The following is a 23,222-nucleotide window of genomic DNA, read 5'->3' as shown; positions in this document are numbered from 1 at the left end:
TGTGATTCGTCGTCTCCAAGACAATGGCGATTTGATCCGCACGTTCCCACGCGTGCATTTCGTTGGTATTGGCGGTGCCGGCATGAGCGGTATTGCTGAGGTGATGTTGACGTTGGGTTACGAGGTATCCGGTTCGGACAATGCCGATAATGCGGCGACCCGACGTTTGGCCACACTTGGTGCGCGGGTGATGCGTGGTCACTCAGCGGCCAATGTGCTTGGTACCGACTGCGTGGTGGTGTCCAGCGCGATTCGCGAAGATAACCCCGAATTGATGGAGGCGCGTAGTCAGCGTATCCCGATCATGCCGCGTGCGGCGATGTTGGCCGAGTTGATGCGTTTTCGCCACGGCATTGCCGTGGCCGGTACGCACGGTAAGACGACGACGACCAGTCTGATTGCGGCAGTGCTCAGTGAGGGAGGGCTGGATCCGACTTTTGTGATCGGTGGTCAGTTGCTTGCTGCTGGTGCTAACGCCAAGCTCGGTGCCGGTCAATGGTTGGTGGTTGAAGCTGACGAAAGCGATGGTAGTTTCCTGCGTTTGAATCCGCTCGTGGCGGTGATTACCAATATCGATGCCGATCACTTGGAGAACTACGACAACGACTTTTCTCGCATAAAAGAAGCGTTTGCGGAGTTTCTGCAGCGCCTGCCGTTCTATGGACTGGCGTTGTTGTGCATTGATGATCCTGAAGTGATGGAGTTGGCGAGCAAAACGACACGTCATGTGATGACTTACGGCATCAATGCTGCTGCTGATGTGCGTGCCGAAGAGGTGATTCAAGAGGGTGCCCACATGTGTTTTACGCTGTGTCTTCCTGAGGGCAATAGTATCCCGGTGACGCTGGCATTGCCTGGGCGTCACAACGTACTCAATGCCTTGGCTGCCGCTGCAATAGGGTGGCAGTTGGGTGTGCCGCCGCAGATTATTGGGCGTGCATTGAAGAGCTTTGTTGGTATCGGCCGTCGTTTTAATGATTTAGGAGAAATCGCCATTGGAAATGGTGCATGTGTTCGTTTGATCGACGATTATGGCCATCATCCGCGTGAATTAGAGGCGGTGTTTGCGGCCGCGCGGGGGGGGTGGCCGGACAAGCGTCTGGTGGTTGCGTTTCAACCGCATCGCTACAGTCGTACCCGCGATCAATTTGACGCATTCGCTGCGGTGTTGAGCAGTGTCGATGCACTCGTGCTGAGTGAGGTTTACCCGGCTGGTGAAGTGCCAATTCCGGGTGCTGATGCTAAGTCGCTGGCGCGTGCGATCCGCGCACGCGGACGCAGTGAGCCGGTAGTGGTCGGCCAAGTCGCTAGTTTGGTTGAGGTATTACCGGATGTGCTGCAGGACGATGATCTGCTGTTGATGATGGGCGCTGGCGACATTGGTTACATCGCTCAGCGGATCGCTCATGCTGGCTTTGGAGGTATTGAAATATGAGCCTATTTTCACTTGCTCCACGCTACACCAATCCGGCTGTGTTCGGTCGTGTTGCAGTGCTTTTTGGGGGGACATCTTCTGAGCGTGAGGTGTCTCTGCATTCTGGTCACAACGTGCTGGAAGGATTGCGCGCGCGCGGGGTCAATGCCCAGCCGGTAGATGGGATTCCGGCACTGGCTCAGGCGCTGGTAGAACGGCGTTTTGACCGTGTGTTCAATGTGCTGCACGGCCATAATGGTGGTGGTGAGGATGGTGTGGTGCAGGGTTTGATGCAGGCTTTTGGTGTGCCATACACCGGCTCGGATGTGCTTGGTTCGGCGCTGAGTATGGATAAAGTGCGTACCAAGCAGATTTGGCTTTCTTTGGGTTTGCCTACGCCGCGTTATGCGAGTTTGAGTGCTCGTGCCACTGCTGTTGAGGTGCGTAAGGCGGCTGAGATGCTGGGTTTGCCGGTGATCATTAAACCGGCTAAAGAAGGATCCAGTGTTGGTGTTAGTCGCGTGTTTGCGCTGGAGCATTTAGAGGAGGCGGCCGCTTCAGCGGGGCGTTACGATGGCGAGCTGCTGATGGAAGAGCTGATTGAAGGCGATGAATTGACGGTGGCGATTCTCGGTGAAATGGCGTTGCCGTCCATTCGGATCGTTCCTCAGGGACAGTGGTATGACTATAACGCCAAGTACATTGCTGAAGACACTCAGTATCTGTGCCCGGGTTTGGACGGTGTTGATGAGGCTGAAATCGCTCGACTTGCCTTGGCTGCATTTCGTGCTGCCGGTTGCCGTGGTTGGGGTCGTGTGGACGTGATGCGTGACGGTGCGAGTGGCCGCTTTTTCTTACTGGAAGTAAATACTGCTCCTGGTATGACAGCCCACTCGTTGGTACCCAAGGCAGCGAGCCAACTGGGTATCGGCTTTGATGACTTGGTATGGCGGGTTCTGGAGCAGACGCTGTGAGTTGCTTTGATATCCGTACGGGTGTGCGACAGAACGGGTGTGCATGTTGTGCTGGCAGCGTTGTGATGTGCGTGTTTTGCGTATCGCACGCTTGGAGTGCCATCGTATGAACACTGTGCTGCGTATCCTGGCTTGGTTGTTGGCGATGACGCTAGTGGTATTACCGGTGGTCGCTGTGCTCAATGGTTGGGTGGGCACTGAGCGCTGGCCGTTGGCCAAGCTGCGTGTGACCGGCGATTTTAAGCGTGTTTCACCGGAGCAACTGCGTGCAGTGGTATTACCTTACGTACGCTCCGGTTTCTTTGCGGTGCAGTTGCAGCAGGTCCAGGATGCAATTGAGCGTCTACCATGGGTGGAACGTGCGCAGGTCAGTAAGCGCTGGCCGGATGTGTTGGAAGTCATGGTGATTGAACATCAGCCGTTCGCGCGCTGGGGAGCTGACCGGATGTTGTCCGAACAGGGGCGGTTGTTTCCTGTGCCGGGGGGGCTCAAAGATCTCAAGCTCCCACAGCTTGGTGGTCCAGACAGTAAGGTCACGGAGGTGATAGCACTGTATAAAGTCTCGGGTGCGCTGTTTGCGTCGACCGGATTGGATGTGAGCTGGTTGGAGATGGATGCACGGGGTAGTTGGTCGCTGGGATTAAGTAACGGTCTGCAGATTCTGGTTGGTCGCGACGATACAAGGGAGCGACTGCAACGCTTCGCTCGAGTGTTGCCGCAATTGTTGGACCCGCAGCATCCGGTCGTGCGCGCTGATCTGCGCTATACCAATGGGTTCACTGTCGTGCGTGGTCCTGCCTCTGTTGCTTTCAGCGTTGAGAGTAGGTTGTCTGAAGCGATGTTTGCGTCGGCATCGCAGCGGGTGACGTCGTGTGTGCAGTTTGGTCGGCAGCCGTTCATCGCGTTTCAGTCCGTATTTCCTATTTGCAGCTTTGGCACATGAACCGTAAAGGTGAAAAATCTCTAATTGTTGGATTGGACGTCGGCACGTCCAAAGTGGTTGCGCTGGTTGGCGAGTACTCGCCAGGCAACTTGATCGAGGTGATTGGTATCGGCTCGCATGAATCGCGGGGGCTCAAGCGGGGCGTGGTGGTGGATATCGAGTCAACGGTGCAGTCGATCCAGCGCGCTGTTGAAGAAGCTGAGCTGATGGCTGGTTGTGAGATTCGATCGGTGTACGCTTCAATTTCTGGGAATCATGTGCAATGCAAAAATTCCCCAGGCATTGTGCCAATCCGTGATGGAGAGGTGACTTGGAATGATTTGGAGCGCGTGCTCGACGCGGCCAAGGCGGTGGCGATTCCGGCAGATCAACGTATTTTGCATGCGATTCCGCGTGAATACGTGTTGGACGATTCACAGGAAGGTATCCGTAACCCGGTTGGTATGACTGGTGTGCGCCTTGAGGTGCATGCGCACTTGGTGGTGTGCGCGCAGTCAGCCGCGGCCAACATCATCAAATGTGTACATAAGTGTGGTTTGCAGGTGGACGACTTGGTGTTGTCTTCGTTAGCGTCCGCGGTGGCGGTCTTGACTGCTGACGAGCGTGAATTGGGTGTAGTGTTGGTCGACATCGGCGCCGGTACCACTGATTTAGCAGTCTACGTGCATGGGGCGATTTGCCATACGGCTTCTTTGCCGATCGCTGGTGACCATGTGACCAACGATATTGCGCATATGTTGCGTACCCCAACACCGGAAGCTGAGCAGATCAAAGTGCGTTATGCATGTGCGTTGGCTCAGTTGGCTATGGCTGAGGAGTCCATCCAGGTGCCCTCGGTGGGTGACCGGCCGCCACGGCGTATGCCCCGTGCTTCGCTGGCACAGGCGGTGCAGGGGCGTTATGAGGAAATCTTTGAAATGGTGCAGGCTGAATTGCGCCGTTCGGGATTCGAGGAGTTGGTCCGTGCCGGCATGGTGCTGACGGGCGGCGCTTCGAAGATGGAGGGTGTTGTTGAATTGGCCGAGGAAATGTTGCAAATGCCGGTGCGTGTCGGCATTCCGCAGCATGTCACCGGCTTGGGCGAAGTGGTCGGCAATCCAGTGCATGCTTCTGGCGTGGGCTTATTGCTGATGGGCAGTCAGATGGAACGCCCGCGCCGCCCATCGTTACCGACCGGGCGGGTGGGCACTTTCTTCAAGAAGTTGAAGAACTGGTATAGGGGTGAATTTTGACCGGACGATGGAAAGAGCCTGTTTCGTTCCCAAGAGCAGGTCATAGCAACGACATGGATAAGCGCCGTCAGGCGTGGCAGTACATCACAACCAGAAAACGCCGTCGAGGTTCCGGGTGCAATCCCCAGCTCGTTTCCCCGTCGGCACGACAAGCTACAATGAGGACATGGACATGGCACATTTTGAACTGATTGAGAAAATGGCTCCGAACGCGGTAATTAAGGTCGTTGGTGTTGGTGGTGGTGGTGGTAACGCCGTGGCACACATGGTTAATAGCACTGTCGATGGTGTGGAGTTCATCATTGCTAACACTGACTCACAGGCGATTAAAAACTGTGGCGCCAAGCTGCAATTACAGCTTGGTGCTAACGTGACCAAAGGTCTGGGCGCAGGGGCCAATCCTGAAGTCGGCCGTCAGGCTGCACTGGAGGATCGTGAGCGCATCATTGATGCCCTTCAGGGGGCGGATATGGTGTTCATTACTGCCGGTATGGGTGGAGGCACTGGTACCGGGGCTGCTCCGGTAGTAGCGCAATTAGCCAAAGAGATGGGTATCCTCACAGTGGCTGTCGTGACCAAACCGTTCCCGTTCGAGGGGCGTCGTCGCATGCAAGTGGCGTTGAAAGGTATCGAAGAGCTGAATCAGCACTGTGATTCTTTGATTACCATACCGAATGAGAAGCTAATAACGGTGCTTGGCCGCAATGCAACGATGATTCAGGCGTTTCGTGCCGCTAACGACGTGTTGCAAGGGGCTGTGCAGGGCATTGCCGATTTGATCGTGCGGCCAGGTTTGATCAATGTTGACTTTGCCGATGTACGTACCGTGATGTCTGAAATGGGGCTGGCAATGATGGGTACAGGTTCGGCCCGTGGTGACGACCGTGCTCAAGCCGCAGCCGAGGCTGCAGTTCAGAATCCTCTGCTGGATGACGTTAACTTGGCTGGTGCCAACGGTATTCTGGTTAATATCACTGCTGGTTCGGATTTCACCATGGCTGAGTTTGATGAGATTGGCCGCACGATTGATGGTTTCGCTTCCGAAGATGCGACTGTGGTGGTTGGTACCGTGCTTGATCCAGATATGCAGGACGAAGTGCGTGTTACTGTGGTTGCGACTGGCTTAAGTCGTGCCGTGCCACGTACGGCGCAGCGTCCGGAGCAGCGCGCGCCAGTCAAACTCGTGCGGAACGCGACGACCGGCCAGGTCGAATTTGGCGACTTGGACAATGGGGGCGATGTGGTATCGCGAGCGGTGGGTGGGTCCCTGGGTTTAGGTTTGGCGTTGCGTCGCTCGAGTACCGATACAGCGTCCAGTTCAGCTGCTTCGGCACCAGTGACTGCTGAATTGCCGAGCGATTATCTAGATATTCCTGCATTTTTGCGTCGTCAAGCTGATTAATGCTTTGCATGGTAATCAATGTGGCTCACTGATGGCTGAAGCTGTCTGTGGTAAGTGGAGCTTTCTAAGATGCGTATGAGGTGATGTGCTGCAATTGCCCAGAGTAATATGACAACGTTATCTCAGTGGCCGACTTCTGTTGCCCGGGTGCAGTTGTCGGCCATCTACGTGCTTCGCCAGTGACGCGCGCTTTATATGCTGCCATAACTTCTGCGTCTCAGTGGTTTTGGCCGCTGTATGTGTCTGTTGTTATTCGTATGTCCGCGTACTGTTAAGATTTAGAGCATTATCTCTTGTGACCAAATACGGTGGGTTCAACTTCTCGCCTTGCTTCTTTACTTTTTTCAGACTTCCATCCATGACCCAGCAACGTACCCTCAACAACACGATTCGCGCGACCGGTGTTGGTCTGCACAGTGGCAATAAGGTCCACATCACTCTCCGTCCCGCTCCGGTGAACTACGGTATCGTGTTCCGACGTGTGGACCTGGAGCCTGTCGTTGAAATCCCCGCTAGTGGGGATTTAGTGACCGAGGTGATGTTGTGCACCGGCTTGACTTGCAAGGGGGCTAAAGTACAGACGGTCGAACATTTGATGTCTGCCTTTGCCGGGCTTGGTATCGACAACGCCATTGTGGATCTGTCGTCGGCTGAGTTGCCGATTATGGATGGTTCTTCCGCACCGTTTGTATTTCTGTTGCAGTCGGCGGGTATCTTCGAGCAGGACGCCCCCAAGCGCTTCATCCGTATTAAACGCTTGGTCGAAGTGCGCGAAGGGGACAAAATCGCCAGGTTTCACCCGTACGATGGTTACAAGCTGGGGTTCACCATTGAGTTCGATCACCCAATGATCCCGCGCAGACAGTCGCATCATGAAATTGAGTTTTCTACTCCGGCTTATATCAGGGAAATTTCTCTAGCGCGCACTTTCGGTTTCATGCATGACTTGGAAGATATGCGTGAACGTAACCTTGGGCTGGGCGGCTCAATGGACAATGCGATTTTGCTTGACGAGTTCCGTGTGCTCAATGAGGATGGCTTGCGCTATGGCAACGAGTTCGTGCGTCACAAAATACTCGATGCAATTGGTGATCTTTACTTGATTGGCGGCCCGATTTTGGGTGCTTACGAAGCTTTTAAGTCTGGTCATGCGCTGAACAATAAGCTGGTTCGTGCTGTACTTGCGGATCAGACTGCTTGGGAGTGGATCAGTTTTCCGAGTTCAGTCGCTGCGCAGCCGCCTGTCGCCTACACTCATCCAGCTTGCATTTGAATCATTCTCAGAAAACTTGACGATATGATTCTTAATCAATGATTTCTTAATCTATAAATAACGAATCAATAGCCGATACCGGTTACGATGCCACGGGTCGTGTGGTTCCAATCTCGTAAGCTTTTGCGCTTCGGTAGAGAATCACCGGCTCTCAAATCTCAGCGTTTCTGCGGATGTTTGATCCATGAAGGGCTCTCAAAGCTTCTTGCAGGCCTTTTGGAATCTCTGCATTAACAAGTCCGTTTGCTTCCTTTAGATATTCCTTAGTGAAGGGTAGGAGAGAGGGTAGGATTTTGATGATGACCTGAGTGGCCATTAATCCGATGGATCGGGCAGCGTCGAGAAGTTGGGATTCGGAAAGCCTTAGTTTGGTGTGCCAAGCTGCTGACTCGACCAGAAAAACGAGCTTTTTACCATTGACATTGGCTAGTCTGCATTGGCTTGCTAGGGTTGCTGGTAGATGGGAGCGCAACTGCTGATCTAGCCTATCGAGCCATATGGCTCGTTGGAAGGTAGGGATCGTTTTTTCGTTCAGTATCGCTTCAAGGGCGGTCTGAAAGGAGGAATGGCTGTTAGCGTTGGATTTCAGATTAGACATGAAGAAGTCTTATGGCATTAAAAAGAATCATACTTAAATCCCATGAAACTCGAGTTCAGTGCTTTGTGCGTCAGATGCGTGACTTCGCAGAGCAGCGTCCACTCATTGTTTTGGGGACCGTGTTGGGGATTGGTGTGCTAAGTGGTGTTGGTACTGGTGCAGCGTTGGGGATGGTGAACAATGCACGGTTGCAGGCTAAAGTGGAGTGGCAGCAGGTTGAATTGGAACATCTTCGTGGCACTTCTCAGGCGCAGGTTAATGCGTTAGCCGCGCGTCTGGGTGAATTGCAGGCTCAGGCCAACCGTCTTAACGCGCTTGGTACACGTTTGACCGAAATGGGTAAATTGCAGAACGGTGAATTCAAGTTTGATGATCCAGTTGGACTCGGTGGTCCTGAAACTCCAATGCATGACATGCCTGTCAAGGATCTCAAGGAGAGTTTAGGGCAACTTGAGCAGCAATTCTCTGGTTCTGGTCAGCAATTGAGTGTGCTTGCTTCGCTATTGTTTAATAACCAGATCGAACAAAATGCGGTGCCTTCGCGGTCACCGGTCCGCAACACCTACATTACCTCCAGCTTTGGCCGCCGTGCTGATCCGTTCAATGGCGGTGTTGCTGAACATAAGGGGGTAGACTTTCACGCTAGTGTTGGTAGCTCGGTCATGGCGGTGGCCGAAGGCGTGGTTAGTTATGCTGGTTATCGCAATGGCTACGGTAACGTAGTTGATGTTGACCATGGTAATGGTTACGTGACCCGCTACGCGCATAATTCGCGATTGACAGTAAAGGTCGGCGATCTGGTCCGAATCGGGCAGGAGGTTGCTAAAGCGGGTTCCACCGGGCGCTCCACAGGAGCTCACGTGCATTTCGAAGTATGGAAGGATGGGGTGGTGATGAATCCAATTAAATTTCTAGGTAATGGGAGCACTCCGGTGGGTCGCTACCGTCGTGGCTGAAAGCTAGTGATATTGGGTTGAATTCACGGGGGACTGCCCCGAGCTACAATGTGGATTGACCACGAACAGGGTGCAGTGCGCCCTGTTTTTGCTGACGGCGTTCCGATCCCCTAAGGATCCGGCGTCTAATAGACCGTTCCTTTTCAACCGGTTGCCTCAATGATCAACAGTTTGCTTACCCGCGTTTTTGGCAGTCGCAACGAACGCCAGCTTCGCCAACTCAACTCCATCGTGGCCAAGATCAACGCTTTGGAGACGGAATTGCAGAAGCTTCCCGACAAGGCGCTGCAGGCTAAGACTACGGAATTCAAACAGTCCATCCAAGACGGTAAGTCGTTGGATAAATTGCTGCCTGAGGCCTTTGCAGTATGCCGTGAGGCCAGTCGCCGCGTGCTAGGTATGCGCCACTACGACGTGCAGTTGATCGGTGGCATGGTGCTGCATTTGGGCAAAATTGCCGAGATGCGTACCGGTGAAGGCAAGACCCTGGTGGCGACGTTGCCAGTCTATTTGAATGCACTGGAAGGCAAGGGCGTACACGTGGTGACCGTGAACGATTATCTGGCTCGCCGCGATGCTGCCCATATGGGCAGGCTGTACAACTGGTTGGGTTTGAGCGTGGGTGTGGTTTATCCAGGGATGCCACATAGTGACAAGCATGCTGCCTACCGTGCTGACATCACCTACGGCACTAATAATGAGTTTGGCTTCGATTACCTGCGGGACAATATGGCGCTGTCTAAAGCTGATCGTTACCAGCGTGGGTTGCATTATGCGATTGTTGACGAAGTGGACTCGATCCTCATCGACGAAGCCCGTACTCCGCTCATCATTTCTGGTCCGGCCGATGAGTCGCCGGATCTTTATATCCGAGTAAATCGCATCATTCCACATCTGACCCGGCAGAAGAACGAGGAAGCAGAGGGCGACTACTGGGTTGACGAAAAGAGCAAGCAAGTGCATCTGTCCGAGGTTGGTATGGAACGTGCCGAGGAACTGCTCCATCAAGCCGGCATTCTGGGTGAAGGCGATGATAGTTTGTATGCTGCGCAGAATCTGAGCGTGGTCCACCATATCAACGCTGCGCTGCGTGCCCACGCGCTTTATCAACGCGATGTGGACTACATCGTTCGTGATGGTGAAGTAGTGATCGTCGACGAATTTACCGGACGCACCCTGTCAGGCCGGCGCTGGTCCGATGGTTTGCACCAAGCGATTGAAGCGAAGGAAGGTGTACCTGTACAACGCGAGAATCAGACGCTGGCATCGATTACCTTCCAGAACCTGTTTCGTATCTACAAAAAGCTGTCCGGCATGACAGGGACTGCGGACACAGAAGCTTATGAATTCCAGAATATCTACGGACTGGAAGTCGTGGTCATCCCAACCAACAAGCCGACCGTTCGCAAGGATTATCCCGATCAAGTCTTTCTTAACCGCAAGAGCAAGTTCAATGCAGTATTGGAAGACATCAAAGGCTGCGCTCAGCGTGGTCAACCGGTATTGGTTGGTACCACTTCTATCGAAATCTCGGAGATGTTGTCCGAACATCTACACAAGGCTAAGGTCAAGCACGAAGTCCTGAATGCCAAACAGCATGAGCGTGAAGCGACCATCGTTGCTAACGCTGGGCTTCCTAGTGCTGTGACAATTGCCACCAACATGGCTGGTCGTGGTACCGACATTGTTCTTGGCGGTTCGCTTGATGCTGTACTGGCTGAACTCGGCCCGAATGCGAGCGAGGAAGATCGGTTTCGAGCAAAGAATGCATGGAACCGCCGTCACGAGGCAGTTAAGACTGCTGGTGGCCTGCACATTATAGGTACGGAGCGTCATGAGAGCCGTCGTATCGATAATCAATTACGTGGTCGTGCAGGACGACAGGGCGACCCGGGTTCGTCGCGTTTCTACCTGTCCCTTGAGGACAGCTTGATGCGTATCTTCGCTTCCGAATGGGTGCAGAAGGTGATGCGTTTGATGGGTATGAAGGAAGACGACGTTATCGAAGACCGTCGAGTGACTCGCCAAATCGAGAGGGCACAGCGTAAGGTTGAAGCTCACAATTTCGACATCCGCAAGAATTTGCTCGATTACGACGACGTCAACAACGATCAGCGTAAGGTGATCTACGCTCAGCGTGATGAACTACTTGATGCCGAATCGGTTAAAGAGAACATTGATAGTATCCGCCACGATGTGATTGACGTTCTGGTGGCGCGTTTCGTACCAGCCCATTCCATTGACGAGCAATGGGATTTGCCTGGTTTGCAGGCTACCCTGCAAAGTGAATGGGGTTTACATCTGCCACTGATAGAGATGCTCGAGGGTCGCGAGGAAGTCGACGCCGAGCGGATTACTCTTCTGGTGCAGGATGCGGTGGATAAACATTGTGCTGAAAGAGAGGCTTCTATCGGTTCCGAGACGATGCGTGCGCTGGAAAAGCATGTGATGTTGACGGTGCTTGACCAATGTTGGAAGGAACATCTAGCCACAATGGATTACTTGCGCCAAGGTATTCACTTGCGTGGCTATGCGCAAAAGCAGCCTAAGCAAGAGTACAAACGTGAAGCATTCGAGTTGTTCTCCGAAATGTTGGAGCATGTAAAGCGTGAGGTGATTGCCTCGCTCGCGCGGATGCGTATCCGTAGCGAGGAAGAAATGGCTGCGCTGGAGGAACAGGAGCGTCGTCAGATCGATGCCTTGTTACGTCAATCACAGTTTCAGCATCAAGAGTCGGGCGGCTACGGTGCCGATGATGACGTTGCTTCGTTACAGCGCCAGTCTGCCGGCCAAGTGGCGACCGTCGCCCAGGTCATTCGTGATACGCCCAAAGTTGGTCGCAACGATCCGTGTCCTTGTGGTAGTGGTAAAAAGTACAAACATTGCCATGGTCTAGTGACTTGAATTTCAGACCCCCGATCTTCAGAGATGCCTTGATGGGAGGCTTATTAGCTTTGAGGCATCGACTGTATTCGATGATCTCGCTGCAGATTGTTGGACCGTACACTCGTAGATTCCAATCCCGTTGGATGAATGCTTTGTTTGTGCTGGTGTGATTTTGTGTATTTCGGCTGTAGCCGCTGGTAGGCATCAGATTGGGTCCGTTGATAAATAACGATGCCGTTTAACTCTTTAGTTTTGGATGCAAGTTGGTTTGTATCGTTAAACACTTTGGGAGGGTTAAGTTGTTGCGGTGAAAGTGTGTGCTGAGCAGTTGCTATCTACACCGGTGTGGTGGGGCGGTGCGGAGCAACACACGTCAGGTGACGCAGATGTGTGTCGGAGTTGTGAAGTCAGTGCTGATGCTGTGAAATGATGAGAGCGAGCCGCTGCCACAAGCGCAGTCTCAGCAAAGTGAGCAAATGACACAGCATTACACGCTGTTTAAAGATGGAGTGGATAGTAGTTGCCGCCGCGTTTTCCTGAATTTCGACCGGACATTGCCGCATGTTCGAACCTGTCGTTTGATCTTAAATTGATGCGTCCATCGAGCAGTCCATCTGCTTTGGCTGTTGTGAGCGCTGCTCATGGCAATTGGGAGAATTGGCTCGGTCAGGGTGTTCCGTTTGACGATTGCAAGGTGAAGTACGGCGTCATCAGGTATTGATTGCACACGTGAAGTGACCGTTGCGGCGGTGATGAAGTAGCCTGGATACAGATATGATCGGCTTGGTTGATAGCCTTCACTAACACAGCGCTGCGATATTGGCAGTGCTATGTGTCAGTCCAGCACAAACGAGGTATGAGATGCGACGCTTGACGATCTTACTTTGGCTTGCGGTGTGTGGCTGCGTGGTGTCAGTGATGTACGGTGGAACGGTTGAGGCCCAAAATCCAGTGCCTGATGCACACTTTGTCGAGGCGCTCCACGGCGTTAACTGGCGTGGTTTGGAAACGCTCCAGCACATGCCGCAAGGGTTGGATCAGCGTAACTGGCGTGAGGTACTCGACCAGATGCAGAAGCTAGGCATTAATGCGATCCGTCTGCCGCTGTGTTCGGCCAGCTTGCATGGTGCGATGCCCGTCAACCTGGATCTTGGGCGCAATCCCGATCTGAAGGGACGTAGCGCGTTGGAACTTGCCGACGCGATCGTGGATGAAGCTGGGCAACGTGGTATGCGGGTCCTCCTGGCGTATCACGGTCTGGGGTGTGCCCTGAGTCAAGACCCGTTATGGTACAGCGCGGATGAACCAGAGCATCAATGGATTGCCGATCTACAATTCATCGCGTCGCGCTATCGTGCTCAACAAAAGGCGGTCATTGGCGTGGACTTGGCCGACATGGCATACAGCGGCGCACTTCAGGGTAGCGGTGATCTGGCGCGTGATTGGAACCGTGCCGCCGAGCGTGCCGCTGCTGCAATTTTGGCGATTGCTCCTGACTGGCTGATCGGTGTGCAGAGTGTTGCTGCCCATCCACCATGCTTGGATGCAGCCGCACCCATGTCCGATGACAACCTACAATCGCAGCATTGTGTACCGTTACACGTGCCTGATCGAAATGTGTTGTTGCTGCCGCGCTTAACGAGCAGTGGCCTCGATACTGAAGCTGAGCGTATTGCTTGGCATGCTGAGCTCGCCGCATTAGTGGGAAAGCATCCGGTGTTACCCAACTCCCTGGATGCCACGGATGCGGTACAGCTCGGGCATCGGGTGGATGCATTGCTGGCACTCGGCATACGCGATGGTTTTCATGCCTCTTGGATGACCTCAGCACAGGTGCCGTTTGGCATGTTGGATAAAGACGGGCGTACCCCACGGGTAGCATTGGTTGCGCAGCTGCATCGTTGGTGGGGGGTGAGCCGTGTGGATGTTGCCACTGAGAGTAATGCGAGTACGCATCAAACAGGGACAGATACCAGTGAATGTGTTGCGAGTGACAGCAGCATGCCGATTGATGGGTGGGACACCTCTTTCCGTGGTACTGCCACCTATACCTATTCTGGTTACAAGGGCGGCGCATTGATGCTGGATCCGATCCAGTCCGATGCGCATATCACCGCACTGAATCCCACTCAACTTAATCTGGGAGGGGTCCCCGCTGCGATGGCCGGTGCTTACCTGCGTGTGCAAGGTCCGAAGGGAAGCACGACCGTCTATGTAACAGATCGATATCCCACCGGATCTTCTGGTGGATTAGATCTTTCGCCGAACGCATTTGCCAGTATCGGCAACATCGCCCAGGGGCGTATCCCGGTGCAATGGAAAGTAGTCTCTGCACCGGTGAGCGGCAACGTGATGTATCGGGTGAAAAAGGGGAGCTCGGGATGGTGGGCAGCGATCCAAGTACGCCAGCATAGGTATCCAGTGCTCAAACTGGAGGTATGTCAGGATGGTGCCTGGTTGAATTTGCCAAAAAAGAATTACAACTACTTTGTCGGCAGCCGACTGGGTAACCAACCGTTGTCGATCCGCATGACAGACATCCGTGGCCAGACGCTTATCGATACGCTGCCTGGCTTGCCCAAGCATGCGGCCTCCAAAGCCTATGCTGTCGATGGGAATGTCCAGTTTTCCGAGTAAAGCCGACACTGCTTCAGGTTGTTGTTGCAGCTGAGTGGGGTGGCAGCCTGAATATTACCGCTGGCGTCGGTGCTCTTTGAGTACCTGATCCTGCTGTGAGCAGGCGGTTCATAGCCAGGACGGCTCTTGCCCCCAGAGACTTTTCACGTTTGTTGTTATCTGGACAATCGCGGTAACACTTACCGTCCTGTGATACTGATCCATGCTTGGCCGTTGTTGGTGCAAGCTTGGAAGGATTGGAACTCGATGCTGTAGGTAGGATGACGAGTGTGCCTTGCGCTGCTGATTGAAGCGTGTAAAACAGCTTTAAGTACACTGACCTCAGCGCGGCAGCTTGACTGATGTCTGGGAGTGACTCGATGTGATGTGACCGTGGACCCTTGCTCAGGATGGAGGGAGGTATCAGGCAGCACGTCGCATCGCTTGTCAGAGCGATCCGCAGGTGCTTAGCGAGTGTTTGCCGTGGCAGTGCCGCCCTTGATTGCTGAAGAGTGTCTGCGATCAGAGGTCACCACCCGGTGTTGACGTCAATGGCATGCTGAGCGTCATACAGGCATTGCTGTCGTCGTGTTGACAGAGTTCCGTTGTCGTCAGGATGTGTTGAAGATGTGCCTCTCCACTCTGACAGCGTGTGGTCGTGCTGATTGTTGTGTGTTGTTCGAGTCCTTGGGTTGGTGCATCTATCTGCTGATGGTCAACGGTGAGCGCAGCAAAAGACCCCGCATTACTGCAATATCGATTGCAGTAATGCCTACTCACTAACTAGATATTCCTCATCTGCCTGCACACGTGGTGTGAATCGGCATGCGCGTCTTCAGTGTCCGATGTATGGCTGTTAGCGGCGTTGTGCGATCACTCCATCCAGTGTCAGCGTGCTTCGAAAACCGGCTTTCTCCAATCGTCGTGCGACTTCGCGCGGCACATCACGGCCATGACTCAGCTGATTTGGTGTGCCGGTGTAGTGGAACAGATGTCCGCCACGGCGCAGTACCCGTGCCAACTGATCGTAAAAGCGTAGTGCGTATAACTCCCCGGCAATACTGAAGCGCGGAGGATCGTGCAGAATGGCGCCGAAACTGGCATCCGGCAAATCCTTGATGGCTTCCGCGATATCCCCACGGACCAACTGAAGGTGCTTGCTGACGTGTGCCACCTCCGGGTCTGGAGACCAGGGGTTGAGTGTGCGCAGCCACAGAACATCAGGATTCTTTTCAAACGAGCGGATGTGAATAGCGCCGGCTTCCAGACAGCAGGCTGCGAAATAGCCGAGTCCGCCGCAGGTGTCCAGCACCATCTTGCCTTGTGGCATGACCAGAGCCACTTTGCGTCGCGCGTCCTCGAAAGGAGACACTCGCATCGACGGTAGCATCTTGATGCCATCAATCTCGAAAGTGGGTGCCCCCCACGGAGTAGGGACCAGCTTGATCAGTGAGCCGCTGAAGCGCGAGATCGCCGCGAAGTCGTCACCGTCCCAGTAGTAAAGCGTGCGTTCCTTCAGTTGGCTTGGATACGGATAGGACTGCGTCTCTAAATGCCAGGCATCGGTATCGATCCGCACCTGCGCATGCGTGCGTTCCAGGTCAAATGAGCCTGACCATGTGGCCGCACCGCGGCTCCGTGCCTCTTGCAGTGCGTCACTCATGGTGCGAGTCAGCAACGGGCCGGTGTAGTGGGGCATATGCATGTAAGGCGGCCTGCGTGGCTGGCAAAAGAGCAGGCTGGGATCGTACCCAAGCCAGATGAGGGTGGATAGGTGATGTCCTTGAGGCCTACGGCGTGCTCACGGCACATGGTCAGTAGCGACATCACCGCATTGGGCCCGTGATCCTCAGGTGTTGCGTTGTGGGTGGAGTTCCGCGGCCTATGGTTGCAGTGCGCTCTGACACCATCACGCCAAGGATGAATAGATGATGTACCTGTATGAGCTGAAAGAATTCTGCTCGGCTGAAGCGTTCCCATGTTGTATGGTGTCTAATGCCGTCACAAGGTCGGCTCATGTTTCCGGTGAATGATATGAATCCATATGAACAAAAGCTTCTCGACGATTTTTTGACGCGATTGCGCGGCGCTGGAGGAGTTGTGAAAGACCCTCAAGCCGAAGCGTTAATCTCCGACCGCCTCGCTGGTCATCCTGATGCGGCCTATCTCCTGGTGCAACGTGCGTTATTACTTGAACAAGCGCTAACGTCGGCGCAAACCCAGATTGCACAGCTTCAGCAAGCCGCTACTGGACACGAGGCTGGTTCTGGTAATAGCAGTTTCCTCGGTCAAACTGGCTGGGGCGCTCAGCAGACGGCACCGCCGCCGCCAGTATCCCCGCCGCCAGCACATCCAAGCTGGCGTGAGCGTCTGTTTGGCAGCAGTCCAGCGCCAGTACAGCAAGCGGCGCCAGTACAGCAAGCGGCGCCCTCGGGTGCAGGTAGCTTCCTCGGCACTGCCGCCAGTACTGCGGCGGGTGTCGCTGGCGGCATGTTCTTGTTTCAGGGCCTGGAGCATTTGTTCGGGGGGCACCAAGGCGGGGGGCTCTTCGGTAATGCCAATAACGCACCACAAGAGACCATCGTTGAGAATGTTGTCACCAACAACTACTACGACACCGATCCATCGTTACAAGACGATGGCAGCGTCGGTTTCGCTGACGATGGTGGGGATTTCGACAACGATACTTGGGTGTGAGATCAGCACTGATGGGTGTGTGTGGATGCGCACGCACCCTATGCCGCCGTTTGCGGAGATGTCTACGTGGTGAGTGGTGGAGGCTCATGAAGTCAAGTGCCGTGAGTCTTTTTTCCCATCCCTTAGGCATGGCTGGTCGGCTTGGTACGGTCGTTTGATGAGCCTCCCCGGCTTTAATCTCGTAGGACACATACACGCAACGACGCTCTACGGGCTTACTCGCATCATGTAGGATGGGCGATCGGCTGCCTTGATTTGATTGGATCCCGTCTTGTCCCAGGTGATGGTCAATCCGCTGCGTTCGATCCTGCGCATCGCCCACTCACGCAAAGCCAACCCGGTACAGTGATTACTCAATGTCCTGAGGTTCTCAACCCTTGGTGAGCAAGATGCGGGTGCAGGTGCTCATGAGAGGGCGTGTTGGGTTTTTAGATTGGCCGTGCAGATGATTGCTACTTGTGGCTGATGAGTGTGTGTCCAGATACGGTCACTGGTGCAGCACTTGACGGACCGGATAGAGCCAAGGTGAAGTCGCGTCGACCACGGGTGATACCGTCCGGATGCCAGCAGAGAAGGTACTGGGAAAAGGGACGGCACTGTGATGAGTCACGTATGTCTAGGCAAAAAACACGCGTGTTGCTGCCATCCCGACGGGATGGCCAAATACAGTTGCGGATAAAATAGCCATGCCTTGCGGCTGGTCTGTGATAACGTAAGCATGCACGACTTTTTTGGCAGAGCTGCATGTGGCTGTTTGCACCATTGATACTCAGCAACGCCCTTATACAAGGCGATAACGCACTCTAGGACGCAGACCAGAGGCCGATGTCGTAGTGCGTGTATCGTGGTTATTCCGTCATGGTGAAGGTTATCTATTGCGATCCAAGACAGCGGTACGCAGTTGTTTGGTGCGTTCTACTGTTCCCTGGTGCAGTCACTGTGTTGCGGAGAGCGTGAGTGATTGGGTGCGATCTTGACCATGCGCATCGCACGACTCTCGCGGAGATGGGGTCGGCAGATCACACATGCTGTATCCCAGCGGCAACCAACGTTCTTTAATGTTTAATTCAATACCCATGTTGCATGTGTAGGGGGGAGTATCTGGTTCAGCAGCGAACAAGGTTGTCAGGCATGTTTGTCTATTGGAGCAACCTTTGACCGTATTCTGCTGGCGGTGGGTGAGGGACGATCCAGCATGGTGTGTGTGCGATGCGTCCCTTTCCCACGTTTGCCTTGCTGACGCACGCTTCTGTCCTGGAGCGTCGACAACAAGATTCAATGCGGTGTGGCTGGATGGCCCTCGCTGTCCAGTACGCGGACAGCGCCCAGATGCAGAGCGCGGACCGGCGCTTCGATTTTGCTGAGATCACCGATGATGACCCAGGTCATCGCATTCGGATCGACGATGCGCTTGATGGCGCGCTCCACGCTGGCTTGATCAATGGCTTCCAGATGCGGTTTGAGTGTTTGTACGTAGTTGTCTGGGCGTTCGTACTGGACAATGCCTTCGACCGCATCCAGAACTGCATCGGTGGTTTCATAACTGCCCGGCAGGCCACGGATGAGCTGATGCTTGATCTTGTCGATTTCTGCTTGAGTGAGGGGCCTGCTGCCGATCACGGCCTGTGCTTCCTTCTGTATCTCGGCGATGGATGCGGCCGTTTTGTCGGTTTGTACCGGGGCCAGGAATAGGTAAGGACGTTGGCCTTGTGCGTTGATGAGGACACTACTGGCACCATAAGCCCAACGTTTGTCCTCGCGCAGATTCATGTTCAGGCGTGAGCTGAAGGTGCCACCGAAGGCGCCGTTGGCCACATTGATTTCGAGATTGGCGGGATCCTTAGTCGAGGGGGCGAGCAGGCCGGTCAGAATCAATGACTGCTGGGCTTCTGGCCGATGGATCAGGAATATATGTGGCGTGAGCTGTGCGGCCACGTGGGTCATCTGTTTGTGACCCTTGATCATGGCTGGGGCGTGCCAGTCACCAAAGACGGCTTCTAACTGCGGGATGATGGTTTCAAGCGTGGTATTACCGGCGACCAGGATGCGCACGTTGTCAGGGCGCAGCCAGCGTTGCTGGAAATCCTTCAGGTCTGTGGCAGCTAGACTTTGGATGGCTGCCTCAGTACCGCTACCGGTCAGCGGCATGCCGTAGGGATGCTGCTTTCCATATAACAACAGTGGCAGGATGCGTAGTGCCAATCCCTGTGGCTGGGTCTTCTCTTGCGCGATTGAGGCCAGCCATTGGCCGCGTACCCGTTCGATGTCTGCGGCCTTGAACGCCGGGTTGCGTACCAGGTCGGCGAACAGGTGCAGCGATGGTGCGAGTTGATCGTTGAGCGCATTAAGTGAAGCATTACAGGCGTCGAGGTTGCAGGAAATGCTGGTCATGGCACCTAGACGCTGGCGCCGCTGCGAGACTTCGACCGAGTCCAACGATGTGGTGCTCTCGTTCATTAACGTGGCGGTGAAGTTTGCCGTACCCGGCTTGCCGTCCTGGTCGGCGGCGTAGCCAGCGTCGAAGAGCAACTGGATTTGGGTGACAGGGATGGTGTGCCGTTCAGCCAGGATCACTTCGATGCCGTTTTTTAGCGTGCTGCGCTGCAATGCAGGGAAGCTCAGCGGTGGGAATTGAGTTGTTTCCGGTACGCCAGTGCGGCGGTCTACCTGCGACGCTGTGACGTGGTAATGAGCCTTGGACGGTAGCATGGTTGCCGGTTTGCCTGGTTCGGCAGCGCGTGCGACCACCGCCCTGTCTTCGGCGATTGGATCGAAGTCAGGGCCCGCCGGCAGCACGGTCAACAGGTAGTCGCCCTTGCTGAACCATGTTGCTGCTGCGTGTTTGACGCTGTCCGGTGTGGCTTGTGCAGCACGTTGCAGATCGAGCTTGTAGGCGCCGGGATCTTTGAGGTAAAGCTGTCCCTCGGCCAGGAGCGCTGCCTTACCACCGACCTTTTCAAGGCCGCGCACGAAGTCGGCACGGTAGCTTATCTGAGCGCGTTGCAATTCGTCATCACTTGGGCCGTCGGCCAAAAACCTCTTCAATTCGTCGGCAATCGCCGCTTCGACCTTGGTCGGATCTATCCCAGGTTTCACATCGGCGTTGATCTGTAGTTGACTAGCCAGTGCGAATGGGGAAATACCGGCTGATACATCGTCAGCCAGCTTGTCCCGGTAGACCAGGCGTTGATACAGACGGGAGCTTTTACTGCCACCGAGAATGGTGGTGGCCAAGTCGAGTTGAACCACAGCATCGCTTCCCAGTTCCGGCGCTATCCAGGTGCGATACACACGTGGCTGCGATACGTGATCGTATTGCACACGGTGCTGCTGCGCCGGCAGTGGGGTGATCCAGGGTTGCTGGCGTGCCACCGGCGGGCCGGCGGGGATGTCACCGAAATACTGTGCCGCTTTGGTGCGTGCTGTGGCCACCGTGATGTCGCCGGCTAATACCAATGTGGCATTGGCGGCGCCGTAATGGGTATGAAACCAGGTTTTCACATCGGCCAGCGAAGCGGCCTCCAGGTCCTGCATCGAACCGATCGTGCTGTGCTGATACGGGTGGTTGGCTGGAAAGAGGTTGGACAGGATATTTTGGTTCACGCGTCCGTAGGGGACGTTCTCCCGTTGGCGTTTTTCGTTCTGGACCACGCCACGCTGTGTATCCAGTTCCTTCTGGCCGATCGCATCAAGCAGATGGCCCATGCGGTCTGATTCCATCCAAAGCGCCATGTCTAGCGCCGTAGTCGGTACAGTCTGGAAGTAATTGGTACGGTCAAACCAGGTGGTGCCATTCATGTCGGTTGCACCGACCTTCTCAAACGGCTGAAAGTAACTGCCCTTGTGATTTTCAGAACCAGAGAACATCAAGTGCTCAAACAGATGTGCGAAGCCGGTTTTCCCGGCAGGCTCGTCGGCCGAGCCGATGTGATACCAAACGTTGACGGCGACCACGGGCGCTTTGTGGTCCTCATGGACGATCACGGTCAACCCATTGGGCAGGGTGAAACGTTCGTAGGCGATGTCTGGAATCGCGCTGCTGGCTGTCACCAGCGTGCCAGGTGTCGCATCGACCCGGGGCAGAAAGGTGGCAATCCCGAGACCGAGAATGCCGGTGATGAGCAGAGGCAGCGGACGCAGCATGTATGGTTCCGTGAATAGGATCGACTGCCGAGCCTAGGGGGTCGCGGCGTGTTTCGCAAATGCGTTTTGGATGCTGGATTGATTGAGTCATAGCGTTACTGGGGCTATTGATGGGCGTAGATCCCCGATGCAGAGTGCTCCACCGGGTTGTTGCACAGTGGCTGAATGTCCTTGGACAGTGTTGGTTGGGTGCAATGTCAGGGTGTGCACTGCAGGGGATCACCACGGTGCAGCCGTGGCCCGATGCACTGTTGCGTGTCGTGGTGACGGCAATACCGGGTGGCACATGATTCATACCGATGATGTCTGGTCGTTCGAACACGACGGTGCTCGCGTTGCGAGCCAGGAGTGTGTTATCGGTCTGTATCCGCGTCATCGATCCCCACGGCCATGCCGGAAAGGCAGCGGCGTCGTTGATCGTGCGCAATGGTTGTTTCTTTGGACACGGCGTACTGCCGTTGTAACCGCTCCGGCGGCGGTGTGCCGCCGGAGTGGGAAAAACACCTCAATATGATCCACAAAAGCCGAATTCGGTCGTTGCATTCGGCATTCCACTGGGTGCAAGCGTCTTGTTCCAGTCCATACCATAAGCGATGAGCGTGGCACCACTCTGTGACCCATATGCGCTCCAGAGCTTCTGGATCTTGCCCTTGATCGGAACATTGATAGTCCAGGTGTTGGGGCTGTTGCCGGTATTCGTTACCTGGACGCGCTCGCAGTAACCGGTTTTCCAATCGGTGTCCACGATGGTACGAAAAGAAATGTTGCCGCTCGGATCAGGGTTGGGGCCTGGATTGGGGTTGGGGCCTGGATTGGGGTTGGGACCTGGATTGGGGTTGGGACCTGGATTAGGGTTGGGACCTGGATTGGGGTTGGGACCTGGATTGGGGTTGGGACCTGGATTGGGGTTGGGACCTGGATTGGGGTTGGGACCTGGATTGGGATGCGGGACGCTGCCGCCCCCCTTAGCAACCCACAGTTTGCTCAGTAGGCGAACTTTGTCGTCACGCACGCTGCTCCAGTCGTCGCGTAGGATGCCGCCGGTGTCGCCACTGTTCGCGTTTAATGCCCAATAGAAGCCATCTGTAATCCCTTTGTCGCGTAAATAGTCCACCAGTGCGTTTTGCCAGGTTACGTCGCGTGAATCACCTTCACCGTACTTGCCACCGAACTCACCCAGCGCAATCGCGTAGCCGGCTTGCACGAAATGCCCCCAGTGCTTCTCCCAGATGGCTGCCATGTTGGCCGGGAAATTGGGGGCATTGAAGTATGGCTGTCCGTACACATCTGGTCCGTAGGTGTGTGGCGTCAAGAGCACGTGGTCGCGCGGAATGTTCAGCGGAGTACAGTCTAGGGGTTCCAGGTTCTCGCCCCAAAAATGCCCGATGTTGCTGGAGCAGCTAGGATTCTCTCCGATGCCCTCGACCGCGATCAGCCATTTGGGTGCAGCCTGCAAGATGGCTGCTGCCGCATGTTCAACAGCGGTGTTCCAGTCGGTTTTGGGGTCCCCAATGCCCCAGGTGGCGCGGCCATGTGGTTCGTTCTTCACGTCCAAGCCGATGACGCCGGGTATTTTGCTGTAACGGCGCGCCAGGAAGCGCAGGTCATCAATCCACTGTGTTTCGCTGTAGGAATCCGTGTACCACAGCTCGGAAATTGCTGCGCAGTCGGGCGTATGGTGGTCCAGCAGCACGTACATCCCGCGGTCGTTCAGTTCTTTAACGACCTTGTCCAGCACTTCGATCGAACTCAGGCCTTGCAAGTCCTGATTGCGGCTGTAATCAATGCTGCTCGGTGAAGTGCTGCTTTTCAGACTGGCCGGACAGAACGGCAGACGCACCGCGTTGAATCCGAGATTCTGCATCTGCGTGATTACATCTTTCCAGTTGCGTGTCCACAGGCCGTGTAACACGTGGTTCTGGGTCTCGAAACCAAACCAGCTGAGACCGTTTAAATGTATTTGATTCCCGTTGTCATCGACGATCTTGCCATTACTGATGGAGTAGCTGAATGCCGGTATGGAACATAACGATAAGCAAGTGATAAGTGCCAACTTACTGAGGTGTTTAATAAACGACATCATTTAAG

General features: G+C 54.8%; 14 protein-coding genes and 1 pseudogene. 11 read left to right on the top strand and 4 right to left on the bottom strand.

Annotation, left to right across the window (positions count from 1 at the left end; all coding sequences use genetic code 11):
* The first annotated feature begins 1 nt into the window (after window position 1).
* The 6 genes and pseudogenes from murC (at window position 2) to lpxC (ending at window position 7,238) form a co-directional block, all read left to right on the top strand.
* On the top strand, window positions 2-1,435 hold the full coding sequence (murC, locus tag PLS229_RS11495) for a UDP-N-acetylmuramate--L-alanine ligase (RefSeq protein ID WP_038269729.1): 1,434 nt from the start codon (window positions 2-4) through the stop codon (window positions 1,433-1,435).
* Window positions 1,432-2,388 carry a D-alanine--D-alanine ligase gene (locus tag PLS229_RS11490; RefSeq protein WP_038269731.1) on the top strand — a complete coding sequence of 319 codons (957 nt, stop codon included), beginning with the start codon at window positions 1,432-1,434 and terminating at the stop codon, window positions 2,386-2,388. Before murC ends, PLS229_RS11490 begins: the two co-directional genes overlap by 4 nt.
* Window positions 2,389-2,494: 106 nt before the next feature.
* Window positions 2,495-3,178: pseudogene (locus tag PLS229_RS11485) on the top strand (cell division protein FtsQ/DivIB); the annotation flags it as partial.
* A gap of 149 nt (window positions 3,179-3,327) precedes the next feature.
* Window positions 3,328-4,563, top strand: coding sequence for a cell division protein FtsA (gene ftsA / locus PLS229_RS11480; RefSeq protein ID WP_038269733.1), 1,236 nt, complete (start codon window positions 3,328-3,330; stop codon window positions 4,561-4,563).
* Between the two features lie 172 nt (window positions 4,564-4,735).
* Window positions 4,736-5,965 (top strand): cell division protein FtsZ, encoded by a 1,230-nt coding sequence (gene ftsZ, locus PLS229_RS11475; RefSeq protein ID WP_038269912.1) that lies wholly within the window; start codon window positions 4,736-4,738, stop codon window positions 5,963-5,965.
* A 358-nt stretch (window positions 5,966-6,323) separates the two neighbouring features.
* Window positions 6,324-7,238, top strand: a complete 915-nt coding sequence (gene lpxC, locus PLS229_RS11470; protein WP_038269734.1) for a UDP-3-O-acyl-N-acetylglucosamine deacetylase — start codon at window positions 6,324-6,326, stop codon at window positions 7,236-7,238.
* A gap of 151 nt (window positions 7,239-7,389) precedes the next feature.
* Here the strand turns inward: lpxC and PLS229_RS11465 are convergent, their stop codons facing one another.
* Window positions 7,390-7,836 (bottom strand): DciA family protein, encoded by a 447-nt coding sequence (locus PLS229_RS11465; RefSeq protein ID WP_038269735.1) that lies wholly within the window; start codon window positions 7,834-7,836, stop codon window positions 7,390-7,392.
* A gap of 11 nt (window positions 7,837-7,847) precedes the next feature.
* On the opposite strand from PLS229_RS11465, the gene PLS229_RS11460 reads away from it, so the two are divergent.
* From PLS229_RS11460 to PLS229_RS12595, 3 genes are all read left to right on the top strand, one after another.
* Window positions 7,848-8,792, top strand: a complete 945-nt coding sequence (locus PLS229_RS11460; protein ID WP_038269737.1) for a M23 family metallopeptidase — start codon at window positions 7,848-7,850, stop codon at window positions 8,790-8,792.
* 159 nt (window positions 8,793-8,951) lie between these two features.
* Entirely contained in the window at window positions 8,952-11,696 is a 2,745-nt protein-coding gene (gene secA / locus PLS229_RS11455) for a preprotein translocase subunit SecA (protein ID WP_038269738.1), read from the top strand.
* Between the two features lie 843 nt (window positions 11,697-12,539).
* Window positions 12,540-14,315, top strand: a complete 1,776-nt coding sequence (locus PLS229_RS12595) for an expansin EXLX1 family cellulose-binding protein (protein WP_038269744.1) — start codon at window positions 12,540-12,542, stop codon at window positions 14,313-14,315.
* A gap of 835 nt (window positions 14,316-15,150) precedes the next feature.
* Here the strand turns inward: PLS229_RS12595 and PLS229_RS11445 are convergent.
* Window positions 15,151-15,993, bottom strand: a complete 843-nt coding sequence (locus PLS229_RS11445; protein WP_038269747.1) for a class I SAM-dependent methyltransferase — start codon at window positions 15,991-15,993, stop codon at window positions 15,151-15,153.
* A 296-nt stretch (window positions 15,994-16,289) separates the two neighbouring features.
* Here PLS229_RS11445 and PLS229_RS11440 point away from each other — a divergent pair, with 296 nt between their 5' ends.
* Window positions 16,290-16,991: a DUF2076 domain-containing protein gene (locus PLS229_RS11440; protein ID WP_325065061.1), complete on the top strand. Its 702-nt coding sequence runs from the start codon at window positions 16,290-16,292 to the stop codon at window positions 16,989-16,991.
* A gap of 1,275 nt (window positions 16,992-18,266) precedes the next feature.
* Here the strand turns inward: PLS229_RS11440 and PLS229_RS11435 are convergent.
* Window positions 18,267-21,134 carry a M16 family metallopeptidase gene (locus tag PLS229_RS11435; protein WP_038269753.1) on the bottom strand — a complete coding sequence of 956 codons (2,868 nt, stop codon included), beginning with the start codon at window positions 21,132-21,134 and terminating at the stop codon, window positions 18,267-18,269.
* A 299-nt stretch (window positions 21,135-21,433) separates the two neighbouring features.
* On the opposite strand from PLS229_RS11435, the gene PLS229_RS11430 reads away from it, so the two are divergent.
* Window positions 21,434-21,598 carry a hypothetical protein gene (locus tag PLS229_RS11430; protein ID WP_160165104.1) on the top strand — a complete coding sequence of 55 codons (165 nt, stop codon included), beginning with the start codon at window positions 21,434-21,436 and terminating at the stop codon, window positions 21,596-21,598.
* 41 nt (window positions 21,599-21,639) lie between these two features.
* Here the strand turns inward: PLS229_RS11430 and PLS229_RS11425 are convergent, their stop codons facing one another.
* Window positions 21,640-23,214 (bottom strand): glycoside hydrolase family 5 protein, encoded by a 1,575-nt coding sequence (locus PLS229_RS11425; RefSeq protein WP_114867228.1) that lies wholly within the window; start codon window positions 23,212-23,214, stop codon window positions 21,640-21,642.
* Window positions 23,215-23,222: the final 8 nt, after the last annotated feature.

This window comes from Xylella taiwanensis (genome assembly GCF_013177435.1).
Classification (GTDB): domain Bacteria; phylum Pseudomonadota; class Gammaproteobacteria; order Xanthomonadales; family Xanthomonadaceae; genus Xylella; species Xylella taiwanensis.
The sequence above is the reverse complement of the archived record's forward strand: the minus strand, read 5'-3'. Positions and strand labels throughout refer to the sequence as shown.